Raw genomic sequence first — 13,836 nt, 5'->3', positions numbered from 1 at the left:
CCCTGATGCAGTTCCAAGCCTTCCTCCAGCACCTCGGCTTCGCCGCGATGCTCGCCCTCCTCTCGGCCGTGCTGGTCCGGGGAATGATCGCCTTCCCCATCCTCGACCGGCCCAATGCCCGCTCCGCCCATGTGGTGCCGACACCCCGCGGCGGCGGCGTCGGCGTGGTGGCGGCCTTCGTGGCGGGGATGGTCGTGCTCTATTCGGGTGCGCAATACGCCCGCATCGCCGATCCCCAGTTCGTCGGCGTGATCCTGGCGGCGGTGGCCATTGCCGCCGTTTCCCTGGCCGACGACGTGGTGAACTTCCGCTTCTCCCTCAAGCTCGCTGCCCAGGCGGGGGCTGCCATGGTGGCCATGGCCTGCGGCCTGGTGGTGCAGCGCCTGGCCCTGCCGCAGATCGGGCTGGTGGAGCTGGGGCCCCTCGGCCCGGTGCTGACCCTGTTCTGGATCCTTGCCTGCACCAACGCGGTGAACTTCATGGACGGGCTGGACGGCCTCGTCGGCGGCTCCCTCCTGGTCGCCTCCATCGCCCTCTGCGGCATCGCGGCGCTGCTGGGCGGCTGGTTCGTCTATGCCGCGGCGCTCTTCCTCGCCGCCGGACTGCTGGGCTTCCTGCCCTTCAACCTCACCCCGGCGCGCATCTTCATGGGCGATGTCGGCTCGCAGTTCCTGGGCTTCATGATGGCGGTGCTGGCCGTGGCCGCCGCCCGCTTCGAATACACCCAGGTCTCCTTCCTGATCGTGCCGCTGCTGCTCTTCGCCCTGCTCTTCGACAGCGGCTTCACCCTGCTGCGCCGCATGGCGATGGGCGAGCGCGTGGCCCAGGCGCACCGCACCCACCTGTACCAGATGGCCCAGCGCGCCGGCATGCCGACTGCCCGGATCGCCGCCGCCCATTGGGGCTTCGCCGTCTTCCAGGGCCTGCTCGCGCTGCTCTTCCTGTATCTCGCGCCCTGGGCCAAGCCGCTGGTCCTGCTGCCGGCCCTGCTGGTGCAGCTCGGCTGGCTGTTCCTGGTGGCGCGGCGGGTGCGGCGGGCAGGGCTCAGCTGGCGGGCGGCGTGAGGACCTCGATCACCATCGGGCGCTCCTCCCCGACCCATTGCTCGGAACGCCAGATCGCCCCGGTTTCCGGCACCGCCCAGTAGCGGTTGGTGAAGGACGCGCCGCCGCCGCAGCGTTCCTCCACCAACAGCGCCTCCCCGCTCCGCGCCGCCCGCAGCCGGCATTCCAGGCCCAGGCCGAAGCGCATGTGGTCTGGCGAGCGGTCGGGGCGCATCAGGTCCACCCAGCGGCGCAGCGTGGCCGGGCGTTCCGCCAGCGCCGTCGGATCGTCCAGCGGGTCCGGCCCGTCCAGCCGCGTGGCGGCCAGATAGGTCCGGGTTCCTGCCGTCGCCGTCACCCGTGCCCCGTCCGTCGCGACCACCAGCCCGTCCGGGCTGCGCCACAGCCGCCGTTCGCCATTCTCCTCGATCATCACCGCCACCACCCGGCGCGAGCCCTGCCGCACCGACAGCGCCGGCTCGGCCGGCAAGCCGTCCCCCGCCGGGGCGGGCAGGCGGCTGCGCGGCATCGCCTCCCCGGCCGGATCGTCCGCCGCCGGACCGCCGAGGACAGGACGCATGAGGTCAGCCATCACAGTGTCGCCACAGGCGGCGAGCAGCAGGAGCGGAAGCGCGAGGAGGAATCGCATGATTGTGACCATAGGTTGTTATTCCGGCCGCGTGGAGATCCTCCGGAACGCCGGTCACGTCTTGTGTCCGGCGTTGCGCTGTCCCGGGTGAAAGGCGCTGCCTTTCCCCCGGACCCCCTATCCGCCAGGACCCTGCGGGCCCTGGACCCGGTTCGTTGGCGCTCGCTGATGCCGGATCGCGCCGGAGAGCCAGGCTCTCCGGCGGACTGCCGGTGCCATGAGAGCGGACAAGGTGTCTTTCTTTTTTTCGGGAATCCCGCCTTTCTACCTGTTCCCAGGGATCAACCCGCAGACTGACGGCCACCACGCAGAACCCACGAAAGCCCGGCGGGGTCCGGGAACCGGCTCCGGTCCCCGGCGGAGAGGGGGTTCCGGGTGGAGAGGCAGCGCCTCTCCCCCGGCGACCGGCCACGAAGCGCAACGTCCGAAGCCGGAACCACCGGGAAAAGCGCCGTCCTCACCCCCTGGCGCGACGTGGTGCCCGCACGCTCAGCAGCATCAGCGCCCCCAGCCCCAGGAACACGCCGATGGTCGCCATGCCGAGCCGCTGGCTGCCGGTCAGCGTGGTCACCGCCGCCAGCACGGCGGGGCCGAGGAAGCCGGTGATGCGGCCCGACAGGGCGAAGAGGCCGAAATGCGCCGCCATCTCCCCGGGCGGCGCCAGCCGGGCCAGCAGCGTGCGCGAGGACGCCTGGGCGGGGCCGAAGAACAGGCCCAGCAGCAGTGCCAGAACCCAGAAGGCCGGCTTGGACGGCACCACGACCAGCGCCGCGCTCAGCAGCAGCAGCGCGGCCAGCGAGAGCAGCACCGTCCGCTTCGAACCCAGCCGGTCGTCCACCAGCCCGCCCGCCGCCGCACCGATCCCGGCCGTGACGTTGAGGGCGATGCCGAACAGCAGGATCTCCTGGATCGCCATGCCGTGCACCCCGGCGGCGAAGATGGCACCGAAGGCGAAGAGCGTGTTCAGCCCATCGGTGTAGAGCATGTTGGCCAGCAGGAAGCGCCACAGGTCCCGCCGCTGCGGCAGGCGGCGCAGCACGGAGACCAGTTCCTCCAGCCCGCCGCGCGCCGCCGCGGCCCAGCCCGGGCGTGGCCCCCTGGGGTCCGGCACGGCCAACAGCACCGGCCAACCGAAGCCGAGCATCCAGGCCGCCGTCAGCAGCGCCGCCGCCCGCACCGGCTCGGCGCTCGCCTTGTCCAGCCCGAAGAGCGGCGGGTCGGGCCGGATCAGCAGCACCAGCGCCAGGGCGAGGCAGGCCAGCCCGCCGGCATAGCCCAACCCCCAGGCCAGCCCCGAGACCCGCCCGATCCGCTCCGGCGGCGCCACCTGCGGCAGCATGGCGTTGTAGAAGACGGTGCCGACCTCGAAGGCCACGGTCGCGCCCCCGACGCAGGCGAGCAGCCACAGCGTCCAGGACGGGTCGGGCCGGGCGAACCAGACCAGCGCCGTCAGCAGCGCCGCCAGCAGCGTGCAGAGGCCCAGCAGCAGGCGCCGCCGCCCCCCGGCATCCGCCACGGCGCCCAGCACGGGCGAGAGCAGCGCGATCGCCACCGCCGCCGAGCTCTGCATCCAGCCCCACATCGCCTGTCCCTGCGCCGGACCGGGCGCCACGGCCTGGGTGAAATAGGCGGCGATGACGAAGGTGGAGACCATGGTGGGAAAGGCGCTGTTCGCCCAGTCGTAGAGCGCCCAGGCGAAAGCTCGTCGGTTCAATCCACTTCCCCTCTCCGCCCGCCCCTCGCGGGCATCACCCGGGGACGGAGGAGGGACAGGCGCCGCCCCTCCCCGTCCCGCCTCACCCCGGCAGCCGCGCCAGCACCCGCAGTGCCACCGTCACGGCGGCGAGGTCCGGCACCGAGGCCGCCTCGCGCGCCGTGGTCAGTGCCGCCTCCGCGCCCGCCGCCGGGTCGCGCCCTTCCAGCAGCACGCGGGCGAAGCGGGCCTGCAACCCGTCCAGCTCGTCCAGCAGCGCCGCCCGCGCCCGGGCGCCGAAGGCCCCGCCCGCCGGGGCCGACTGGGCGGCGCCGCGCAGCGCGTCCAGCCCCATGCGCCGCCCCGCCTCGGCCCACGCCCGGGCGGCCTCGCCCGGCGCGGCCCCGGCGGCGGCCGCCAATCGCAGCACGCCGAGTGCCGGCAGCAGCGCCGGGGCGGCCGCCACCAGCCGCGCGGGCTCGGGCGGCAGCAGCGGGTCCACCTCCCCCGCCGGCACCGCCGCCACCAGCGCCGCCGTGCCGGGCAGCAGCCCGTCCAGCGCCTCGTCCAGCGGCCGGCGCATCTCGCGGCCGGTGAGCAGCCCGCGCGCCGCCGTCTCCTGCAGGGTTCGCAGCGCCAGCAGCGCGTCGCGCCGCCGCGGCCAGGGGGCGGCGGAACGGTCGATGGCATCCGCCGCCGCGTCGATGCGGAACAGCGCGCCCGCCAGCCAGGCCGCCCGCGCCGCGGTGGCCGGGTCGGATTCCGCCGTCAGCCGCGCCAGCCCCGCCGGGCCGATCCGGTTGGCGACCAGGTTGCCCAGCACCGTCGCGATCAGCTCGCGCCGCAGCCGGTGCCGCTGCGCCTCGGCGGAGAAGCGCCGGCGCAGCGGCGTCGGGAAATATTCCACCAGCAGCGGCCGCAGCGCCGGGTCGTCCGGCAGCTCGCTGGCCTCGATGGCATCCGTCAGCCAGAGCTTGGCCACCGGCAGCAACGCCGCGATCTCCGGCCGCGTCAGCGCATCCCCGGCGGCGATCCGCGCCGCCATCGCCGCCGCATCCGGCAGGCCCGCCACGGCGCGGTCCAGCAGCCCGGCGGATTCCAGCCGTGTCATCAGCAGCGCATGCGCCGGCAGCGCATCGGCACCCGCCGCTTCCTCCAGGCTGACGGCGAGCGACTGCTCGACATTGTCGGCCAGCACCTGCCCTGCCAGCTCGCCGGTCATCTCCGCCAGCAGCGCGTCGCGCCCCTGCATGGTCAGCGCGCCGGAGGCGGTGGCATCGGCCAGCAGGATCTTGATGTTCACCTCGTGGTCGGAGGTGCTGACGCCGGCGGAATTGTCCAGCGCGTCGGTGTTCAGCCGCACGCCGGGTCTATCCCCATGGGCGCGCGCCGCCTCGATCCGCCCTGCCTGGGTGATGCCGAGATTGGCGCCCTCCCCCAGCACGCGGGCGCGCAGCTGGTTGCCGTTGACGCGCAGCGCGTCGTTGGCGCGGTCGCCCGCCTCCGCCTGGGTCTCGCCGGAGCCTTTCACATAGGTGCCGATGCCGCCGAAATAGAGCAGGTCCACGTCCAGCGTCAGGATCGCCTTCATCACCTCGGCCGGCTCGGCACGGTCCTTCGCGATGCCCAGCAGCTTCTGCGCCTGCGGGCTCAGCGGCAGGAACTTGGCGTTGCGCGGGAAGACGCCGCCGCCCTCGCTGATCCGCCGCGCCTCGTAATCCGCCCAGGAGGAACGCGGCAGGCGGAACAGCCGCTCGCGCTCGTCGTAGGACGCCTCCAGGTCGGGGTCAGGGTCGAGGAAGATGTGGCGGTGGTCGAAGGCCGCCACCAGACGCGTTTTGCGCGACACCAGCAGCCCGTTGCCGAAGACGTCGCCGCTCATGTCGCCGACGCCGGCCACGGTGAAGGGCTCGGCCTGGATGTCGTGCCCCATCTCGCGGAAATGCCGGGCGATCATCACCCAGGCGCCCTTGGCGGTGATGCCCATCGCCTTGTGGTCGTATCCCTGCGAGCCGCCCGAGGCGAAGGCATCGCCGAGCCAGAAGCCGTATTCCGCCGAGATGCCGTTGGCGATGTCGGAGAAGGTGGCCGTGCCCTTGTCGGCGGCGGCGACGATATAGGGATCGTCGCCGTCCCGCCGCACCACCCGGTCCGGTACCACCACCGCGCCATCGGCGCCGTAGTTGTCGGTGACGTCGAGCATGCCGCGCACGAGCTGGCGATAGGCCGCCTGCCCCGCCGCCATGAAGCCCTCGCGGTCGGTGGGCACCGCGCCCTTGAGCACGAAGCCGCCCTTCGCGCCGGTCGGCACGATCACCACGTTCTTCAGCCGCTGCGCCTTCATCAGGCCCAGGATCTCGGTGCGGAAATCCTCGCGCCGGTCGCTCCAGCGGATGCCGCCGCGCGCCACGGGGCCGGCGCGCAGGTGGCAGCCCTCCATCGCCGCGGCATGCACGAAGATCTCGCGCCAGGGCCGCGGCAGCGGCATCTCGCCCGCCGCGGCGCTGTCGATCTTCAGCACCAGGCGGTCGCGTTCCTGGAAGTAGTTGGTGCGCAGCACCGCATCCAGCAGGCGCCGCAGCCGGGTGAAGATGCGGTCCGCGTCCGGGTCCGCATTCGCCTCCAGCAGCGCGTCCCAGCGCCGCGCGAGCGCCGCCTCGGCCGCCTCGTCGCGCGGCCGCGCGGGATCGAAGCGGGCGTTGAACAGGTCCACCAGCAGCCGCGCCGCCTCCGGCTGCGCCGCCAGCGCGCCGGTCACCGCCTCCTGGCTGAAGGCGAAGCCCACCTGCTTCAGCCAGCGGAACATCGCCCGCAGCAGCCAGCATTCCCGCCAGTCCAGCCCGGCGCGCAGCACCAGCCGGTTGAAGCCGTCCGCCTCGGCCCGGCCGGTCAGCAGCGCCTCCAGCGCCGCCAGCAGTGCCGGGAAACGCTCCGGACGCGCCTCGCAGCCGGCCTCCAGCGTGAAGACATGCAGCACCGCCGGCGAGGCGCCCGCCGGGCTCAGCCGGTGCGGCACCTCCTCCAGCGCGCGCAGGTCCAGCGCCTCGAAGAGCGGCAGCGCATCGGCCAGCGGCAGCGGCCCGCCCGGCCGCACCAGCCGCAGCGTCAGCCGCCGCCCGTCATCGCCCGGCGCGCGCTCGATCCGCGCCGCCAGCCGCCCCTGGCCGATCGCCTCCTCCGCCAGCCGCAGGTCGGCCACCGCCAGCGCCGCCGGCGTCTCCTCGCGATAGGCGGGCGGGAAGCCCTCGGCCCAGCGGGCGAGCAGCCGCGCCGCCTCGTCCTCTCCCCGGTCGCGCGCCAGGGCATCGCCCAGCCGGTCGGCGAAGGAGCGCGCGGCCTGTGTCATGGCCGCCTCCAGCACCGCGTCGTCCACCTGGGGGACGGCACCGGCTGTGGTCGCGATGATGTAGTGGACCCGCGCCAGCGGCCCGTCGCCCAGCGCCACGCTGACCGAGGCGAGCCGCCCGTCGAAGGCGGCGGCCAGCAGCCGCCCCACCCGCTCGCGCAGCCGCGTGTCGAAGGTGTCGCGCGGCAGCCAGGCGATGGCGGCCACCGAGCGCCCGGAGGGATCGCGCCGCAGCATCAGTGCCGGGCGCGGCCGCAGCTGCAGGTCCAGCACCCGCCGCGCCGCCGCCAGGATCTCCGCCTCGCCGGCCTGGAACAGCTCGTCGCGCGGCCAGGTATCGAGGATGAAGCGCAGCGCCCGCTCGTCATGGCTTTCCGGCATGGCCCCGGCGGCATCGAGGATCCGCTGCACCTTGGAGGAGAGCCAGGGGATGGAACGCGGGTTGCGGTTGTAGGCCGTGGCCGCGAAGAGGCCCAGGAAGCCGTGGACGGCCACGACCCGCCCCTCCAGCACCACCGGCGTCAGGATCAGGTCGAGATGCACCGGCCGGTGGACCCGCGCCCGCGTCCCGGCCTTGGCCACGGTCAGGGCGGGGATCGCGGCCCGTGCCGCCTCGCCTTCCGGCAGGGGGGGCAGGGCGTCGAAGACCGGCAGGGCCGGGTCGCGCAGCAGCCCCAGCCCCTCATCCTCCCGCGTCCCGGCGGGCGTCGTTCCGCCCGACACGGCCCCGTCCGGGGCCTCCAGCCGCAGCCGGCGATGGCCGAGCAGCACGAAGTTGTCCTCGTCGAGCCAGCGCAGGAAGTCGCTGGCCTCCGCCCCCGAGGGCGCCCCGGCCACGTCCTGCGCCGCGAGGCGGAGCTGCGCCCGCATGGCGGGATAGTCGGACACGGCCTGGCGCAGGTCGGCCAGCGTCCGCCGCAGCGTGGCCTCCACCCCGGGCCAGTCCTCCGGCGGGGCGGCATCCTCGCCCAGCAGCCGCGCCGGGGCGGGCGAGATCTCGATGCGCATCATGCTCTCGGCCGGCTCCTGCGGGCCGAAGCCCAGCAGCCGCCCCCCGGCATCGCGCCGCACCGTCATCACCGGGTGCAGCAGCCGCCGCACCGTGCGCCCCGACAGGGTCAGCGCCGCCATGGCGCTGTCCACCAGAAAGGGCATGTCGTCCGTCACGATCTCCAGCAGCGCGCCGCCGCGCCCCGGCCCCGGCGGCTGCAGCCGCAGCTTCGCCTCGGCGGGCCGCCGCTCGGAGGCCAGGGACCAGAGCGAGATCGCCGCCGCGGCCAGCGCCTCGGGCGATTCGGCCGCCAGCTCGGCGGTCGGCAGGGCCTCGAAGAGATGGCGCAGCAGCACCGGCAGGTCTTCCGGCAGGGCCGGCGCCAGCCGCCGCGCCGCCTCCCCGGCGGCGCCGAGGATCTCCTCCCGCAGCCGGTCCGGCCCCGTCCCGGCCCCTGTCTGCCGGCCGGCTTCCTGTTCCACTCCACGTCCGGCGGGGCTGGCGTCCTGCGGCATGGTCCTTGTCCTTGTGCTCTGCCCTGCCTCCGGCCTGCTTGCTGCGGTCCGGTTGCACAGGGCGGTTCCTGGCGTCCCCGTTGGTATCGGCGCCCTGTCCTGGGGACGCAAGGCACGCGCCCGTGACGCTTCCGCGCACCGTTCCCCACCGCTCCGCTGGCCCCGGTCCACCGGTAGCAGGACGCCCTTCCGATGCAACCGCGCCACAGATGCCGGCGATGCGCGCCGCACAGGGTGACGGCCCCGGGGGCGGCGATGACGGCCGCCCGGCCCTCGGCTAGGCTGCGCGCCATGGCCCTGTCGCTCTCCGACCTGCTGTCGCCGGTCACGCCGGAACGCTTCTTCGCCGAGTTCCACGACCGGCAGCCGCTGCACATCCCGGGCGGGGCGGCGAAGTTCGCCGCCATCCTGTCCTGGCGCGCGATCGACCGGCTGCTGGACATGACCCATATCTGGTCCAGCCATTCGCTGCGCCTGATGATGGACACTCAGGCGGTGCCGGCGGAGGCCTATTGCATCCGCGCCACCGGCCGCGACGGCCAGCCGGTGCAGCAGCCCGATTCCCGCAAGCTGCGCGAATGGGTGGCGCGCGGGGCCTCGGTCGTGATGAACGACGTGGACAGCCTGAGCCCCGGCCTCGCCTCGGTGAGCGATGCGCTGGAGGATGCCGGGCTCGGCAAGGCGCAGGCCAACGTCTATATCTCCTTCCGCCAGCACAAGGCCTTCCCCGCCCATTTCGACACGCACGACGTCTGGGCCGTGCAGGTCGAGGGCGAGAAGGTCTGGAACATCTGGGCCAACCGGGCGGAATGGCCGATCAGCCATCCCTCCTTCCGTTCGCTCGGCCAGGCGCACCACGAGCAGGCCAAGGGCCCGCTGCGCGAGAAGGTGGTGCTGAAGGCCGGCGACCTGCTGTACTTGCCGCGCGGCTGGTATCACGACGCCATCACCGAGGCCGACACCTCCGTCCATGTCGCCTATGGCGCCAACGCGCCGCTTGGCCTGGACCTGCTGTCGATGCTCTTCGAGCGCGCCATCCAGGACCCGCTCTTCCGCCAGCCTCTGCCCCGCCAGGACGGCACCCCCGCCACACAGTTCGCGCTCACCACCCGCGCCGGGCAGCTCGGCACGCGCCTGTCGGAATACTGCCGCGAGCCGCGGGTGCTGGAGATGCTGGGCCGCCTCGTCGCCGAGCACCGCTTCCACCGCGGCGGCAACAACCTCCTCGCCACGCGGGGCCTGGCCGTGCCGGAGGCGGAGGGCACCCCCCCGGAGGAAACGGGCGAAGGCGGCTTCCGCGTCGTGGCCGAGGGCGCCAAGCCCGTGCGGCGCGGCAGCGAATGGCTGCTGAAGACCGGCGCCGGCACCCTGCCCCTGTCCCCCGCCGAGGCCGAGGCCGCCGGCTGGGTCCTGTCGCGGCGGGAGGTGGACGAGGCCGGGCTCAGCAGGGCGCATCCGGGCGTGGATGCCGCCGGCTTCCTCCAGCGCCTCGCCGGGGCCGGGCTGCTCGCCCAGGCGGCCTCGTGATGCTCCCGCTGCTGCACGGCCTGCTGGCCGCGATCCTCGCCCCCGCGATCCTCGCATTGGCCTCCGCCCAGGGCGCCGCCCAGGCCCCGCGGCGGGACTTCAGCTGCGTCGGGGCGGAACGGCTGGAGGACGATGTCTTCGCCATCCCCTTCCACTCCGGCAATGCCCAGGTCACGGATGCGGCGCGCAGCGGCCTCGCCGCCGCCGCCCGGCTGATCAAGGCGGAACCGGACCGCGATGTCTGCGTGCTGGGCCACAGCGACCGGGAGGGCGGCCAGACCAGCAATGTCCGGCTCGCGGCCAGCCGCGCGCGGGCGGTGGCGGAGGCTCTGACGGCGCAATACGGCATCCCCGCCGCGCGCCTGCGCACCGAGGCCCGCGTCGCCGGATTCAGCCGCAGCACCGAGAACCGCAACCAGCGCAACGTCACCATCGTGGTGCTGCCGGCCCGCGCGCCCACGCCCGAACCGGCGCCGAAGCCCCAGACAGCGCCCCAGACGGCGCCCCAAACGAAGTCTCCGGCGAAGCCCGAGACCCCGGCCGCGCCGCCCGCCGATTCCCGGCCGCCCGCGTCCCAGCCCTCGGCTGCCCAGCCCGCCGCGCCGGATGCCCCGGCCTCGCCGCCGGCCGCCGCGCCAGCGAAGCCGCCTGCGGAGAAGCAGGAGGCGCCGAAGCCCGCCGCCGGGCCGAAACCCGGATCGCCGGAGAGCCATCCGGAAAGCGAGAAGCCGGCCGCCACCCCGCCTGCCGCCGCAGGCGACGGCGCCAGGCCCCCGGCGGACGAGAAGAAGCCCGACCAGCCCGGCACCACCGAGGCTCCGAAACCGGCCCCCTGATGCCAAGGGCGAAGGGCATGGATCATCGGAGGCACCACGGTCCGGTGTTGTCTGCCCTGCGTGCCATCGGGGATTTTCAGGGCTTTAGGATTTTAGGGCTTTAGGATTTTAGCCCTTTATCCGCGTGGTTGGGGGTGGGGTCTTCCTTGCGGTGAAAGCGGATGCTGGCCGGGCTGCGCATTCAGAGGCCGGTGGCATCGTGAGGGGTGTTGACTTTATTCCTATAGCTTGAAGCGGGTCCGGGAAGCAAGGGCGTTGGGACCTGTGCCGCGGGATCGGACCTCCGGGCTGACGGTCAGCCTGCGGAGGACAGCCCGTCCCGGCGTTTCATCTGGCGGCGTCAGGCCGCGGCGGGCAGGCTGCGGGCGGTGGCGGCGGCCTTGGCCAGATCCTCCACGAAACGGTCGTATTCGCGGGCCTTCATGGCGGAATCGGGAATGCGGAGCAGGTAGGAGGGGTGGACGGTCGGGTAGAAAAGCCGCCCGTCCGGCGCGCGGAGCACATTGCCCCGCACCTTGGTGACCGGCATGGCGCGGCCGGTGACGGCGCGCAGCGCGGTGGCGCCGAGCGTGACCAGCAGGCGCGGTGCCACCAGGCCGATCTCGCGTTCCAGGAAGGGCCGGTAATAGGCGATGTCCCCCGCATCCGGCGTCTGGTGCAGGCGCCGCTTGCCGGTCGGGGTGAACTTGAAGTGCTTCACGGCGTTGGTGACATAGGCCTCGTCCCGCGCGACGCCCGCTTCCTCCATCGCCCGGTTGAAGAGCCGCCCGGCCGGGCCGACGAAGGGCCGGCCGGCGAGGTCCTCCTCGTCACCCGGCTGCTCCCCCACGAACATCAGCAGGGCCTCGGGCGGCCCTTCGCCGAAGACAAGTTGCGTCGCCTGTCCGGACCAGCCCGGCAGGTCGTTGCGGGTCTCGATCTCGCGCTTCAGAGCGGCGAGGGCGGCGGGGACGTCGCTGTCCGTCGGGGTTTCGGCATGGGGCATGGCGGGCGTTCCAACGCGCGAAGCCGCCGCCGGGTGCAGGCCATCCGAACGGCCGCCCGGCAGGGAGACGAGATGCGCCGTCCGCTGCCGGCGCAAGGCGGGCGGGGTGGCGCCGCGCTCCACCATCTCGGCGACCCGGGCCGGGGCCTCGGCGATCAGGCGCGGGATGTCGCGTGCCTCGGGCAGGTTGCGCCAGTAGCGGCGGGGCATCTCGGCCAGCATCGCGCCGGTCTTCAGCCGGGCCGGGTTGAAGATGGCGGCGAAGTAGGTGCGCCAGAGATCCTCCGCCGCATCCTCGGCCGGGGCATCGGCGCGGCGGGCGCCGGGGCCGAAGCGGACCTCGCCGCCTTCCGCCCCTTCCCAGTGCGCCGATCCACAGGGCGTCAGGATGCTCCAGCGCAGGGCCGCGAAACGCCGCCGGAAGAAGCCCGCCTCGGCCCGGAGGATGTGGTGCCCCGGCTCGAACCAGGCGACGAAGCGGGCGCCATCCGCCCCTTCCGCGACACGCATCTCCCGGAAGCGCACGAAGGCATGCATCTTGTGCGCGTCCCGCCGCACCGCGCGGGCCATGGCCTCGGCGCGCGCCACATCGGGGTCGGAGGCCACTTCCAGCAGCCCCCGCTCCGCCTGGAGCCGGTGCAGCAGCCGGTGCAGCAGCGCGAAGCGCTGCGGATCGCGGTGGCGGATCGCCAGGGCGGCCAGGTCCGGGAAGCCCCGCGGCACGCGTGGCGCCGGGGCGTCCTCCGGTGCCTCCGGCGGCGGCGGCCCGGCCAGCAGGGCGGGCGGATCGGCGGGGCTGGACCAGGAGACCCGTTCCGGCGCGATGCCGGCGATCACCAGAGCCCGCGCCGCCGCCCGCCAGCCGTCGAAATCGTCCGGCGCGGCCAGGGCGACACTATGCATGGGCGCTTTCCGGAACGGGACCGGCGGCGAAGAGCGAAAGCTGCCGCGGCCGCCCCGGAAGCGAGGCGGCCATCCCCCTTTCGGGCACCAGCAGGGCGCGCAGGTCCGCGCGGTCGAGCAGCCCGGCGCGCGGATGGTGCCCGGCGGCGATCAGGAAGGGCGCCACCTTCCGCAGCGGGATGTGCAGCCGCGCCAGGTCCTCCAGCCGCAGCGTCCGGTGCCGCCGCGCGGCGATCACGCGCTCCACCGTCTTCGCCCCCAGGCCCGGCACGCGCAGCAGCATCTCCCGCCCCGCCCGGTTCAGGTCCACCGGGAAACGGTGCCGGTTGCGCAGGGCCCAGGCGAGCTTCGGATCGATGTCGAGATCGAGCATCCCCGGCGCGGCGCCGTCCTCCCCGGCTGGCGCCACGATCTCCCCGGCCTCGAAGCCGTAGAAGCGCATCAGCCAGTCGGCCTGGTAGAGCCGGTGCTCGCGGACCAGCGGCGGCGCCGTGGGCGGCAGCAGGGCGGGCGCGTCGGGGATGGGCGAATAGGCGGAGAAATAGACCCGCCGCAGCCGGTAGGATCCGTAGAGCGCCGCCGTGGTGCCCAGGATCTGCCGGTCGTCCACGCCATCCGCGCCCACGATCATCTGCGTGCTCTGCCCGGCCGGGGCGAAGCGGGGCGGCGTGGCGCGGACCCGTCCGGCCTCGTGCTCCCGCCTGGCCTCCGCCGCGCCCTCGATCCGCAGCCGCAGGTCGCCCATGGCGCGCTTGATGGCGCCGCTGTCCTTCTCCGGTGCCAGCCGGGCCAGGCTCTCCACCTTCGGCAGCTCGACATTGATGCTCAGCCGGTCGGCATAGGCACCCGCCTGCGCCACCAGCGCCGGATCGGCATCGGGGATGGTCTTGAGGTGGATATAGCCCCGGAAGCCATGCTCCTCCCGCAGCGAGCGCGCCACGCGCAGGATCTGCTCCATCGTGTAGTCCGGCGAGCGGATGATGCCGGAGGACAGGAACAGCCCCTCGATATAGTTCCGCCGGTAGAAGTCGAGCGTCAACGCCACCAGTTCGGCCACCGTGAAGCGCGCCCGCGGCACGTTCGAGGAGGCACGGTTGATGCAGTAGGCGCAGTCATAGACGCAGGCATTGGTCAGCAGCAGCTTCAGCAGCGAGATGCAGCGCCCGTCCGGCGCATAGGCGTGGCAGATGCCCATTCCCTCGGTGCTGCCCAGCCCGCCATCGCGGCTGTCCCGCTTCTCGGAGCCGGAAGAGGCGCAGGAGGCGTCGTATTTCGCCGCGTCGGCAAGGATTTCCAGCTTCCGACGGAGGTCCATGGCACGGCTTTGCATGGATGTTCATATTGTGTT

The 13,836-nt window shown here is 73.7% G+C and carries 8 protein-coding genes; 3 read left to right on the top strand and 5 right to left on the bottom strand.

Annotated elements, in window-relative coordinates:
* Window positions 1-5: 5 nt before the first annotated feature.
* Complete coding sequence (locus BT98_RS0100780) at window positions 6-1,064, top strand: glycosyltransferase family 4 protein (RefSeq protein WP_019460223.1); 1,059 nt, start codon at window positions 6-8, stop codon at window positions 1,062-1,064.
* On the opposite strand, the gene BT98_RS0100775 is transcribed toward BT98_RS0100780, so the two are convergent.
* The 3 genes from BT98_RS0100775 to BT98_RS0100765 form a co-directional block, all read right to left on the bottom strand.
* Complete coding sequence (locus tag BT98_RS0100775; protein WP_237719336.1) at window positions 1,045-1,635, bottom strand: YjbF family lipoprotein; 591 nt, start codon at window positions 1,633-1,635, stop codon at window positions 1,045-1,047. The two genes, BT98_RS0100780 and BT98_RS0100775, sit on opposite strands and share 20 nt — an antisense overlap.
* 514 nt (window positions 1,636-2,149) lie before the next feature.
* A complete protein-coding gene (locus BT98_RS0100770; protein WP_019460221.1) occupies window positions 2,150-3,406 on the bottom strand; it encodes an MFS transporter in 1,257 nt (418 codons plus the stop codon).
* Window positions 3,407-3,488: 82 nt separating this feature from the next.
* Window positions 3,489-8,237, bottom strand: coding sequence for an NAD-glutamate dehydrogenase (locus tag BT98_RS0100765; protein WP_019460220.1), 4,749 nt, complete (start codon window positions 8,235-8,237; stop codon window positions 3,489-3,491).
* 255 nt (window positions 8,238-8,492) lie between these two features.
* On the opposite strand from BT98_RS0100765, the gene BT98_RS0100760 reads away from it, so the two are divergent.
* Complete coding sequence (locus BT98_RS0100760; RefSeq protein ID WP_226946016.1) at window positions 8,493-9,764, top strand: cupin domain-containing protein; 1,272 nt, start codon at window positions 8,493-8,495, stop codon at window positions 9,762-9,764.
* Complete coding sequence (locus BT98_RS0100755; RefSeq protein ID WP_026033039.1) at window positions 9,764-10,600, top strand: OmpA family protein; 837 nt, start codon at window positions 9,764-9,766, stop codon at window positions 10,598-10,600. Before BT98_RS0100760 ends, BT98_RS0100755 begins: the two co-directional genes overlap by 1 nt.
* A gap of 340 nt (window positions 10,601-10,940) precedes the next feature.
* Here the strand turns inward: BT98_RS0100755 and BT98_RS0100750 are convergent, their stop codons facing one another.
* On the bottom strand, window positions 10,941-12,488 hold the full coding sequence (locus tag BT98_RS0100750; protein ID WP_019460218.1) for a UdgX family uracil-DNA binding protein: 1,548 nt from the start codon (window positions 12,486-12,488) through the stop codon (window positions 10,941-10,943).
* A complete protein-coding gene (locus tag BT98_RS0100745; protein WP_019460217.1) occupies window positions 12,481-13,803 on the bottom strand; it encodes a putative DNA modification/repair radical SAM protein in 1,323 nt (440 codons plus the stop codon). Before BT98_RS0100745 ends, BT98_RS0100750 begins: the two co-directional genes overlap by 8 nt.
* Window positions 13,804-13,836 lie beyond the last annotated feature (33 nt).

Source organism: Roseomonas mucosa ATCC BAA-692, from assembly GCF_000622225.1.
Taxonomy (GTDB): domain Bacteria; phylum Pseudomonadota; class Alphaproteobacteria; order Acetobacterales; family Acetobacteraceae; genus Roseomonas; species Roseomonas mucosa.
This window is presented reverse-complemented; position numbering and strand designations above follow the sequence as displayed.

What these genes read in the sequence shown, in the direction of transcription:
- BT98_RS0100765 (WP_019460220.1), bottom strand. Translation starts at nt 8,237, where the DNA reads ATGCCGCAGGACGCCAGCCCCGCCGGACGTGGAGTGGAACAGGAAGCC.
- BT98_RS0100745 (WP_019460217.1), bottom strand. Translation starts at nt 13,803, where the DNA reads ATGGACCTCCGTCGGAAGCTGGAAATCCTTGCCGACGCGGCGAAATAC.
- BT98_RS0100755 (WP_026033039.1), top strand. Translation starts at nt 9,764, where the DNA reads ATGCTCCCGCTGCTGCACGGCCTGCTGGCCGCGATCCTCGCCCCCGCG.
- BT98_RS0100760 (WP_226946016.1), top strand. Translation starts at nt 8,493, where the DNA reads ATGACGGCCGCCCGGCCCTCGGCTAGGCTGCGCGCCATGGCCCTGTCG.
- BT98_RS0100780 (WP_019460223.1), top strand. Translation starts at nt 6, where the DNA reads ATGCAGTTCCAAGCCTTCCTCCAGCACCTCGGCTTCGCCGCGATGCTC.
- BT98_RS0100775 (WP_237719336.1), bottom strand. Translation starts at nt 1,635, where the DNA reads ATGGCTGACCTCATGCGTCCTGTCCTCGGCGGTCCGGCGGCGGACGAT.
- BT98_RS0100750 (WP_019460218.1), bottom strand. Translation starts at nt 12,488, where the DNA reads ATGCATAGTGTCGCCCTGGCCGCGCCGGACGATTTCGACGGCTGGCGG.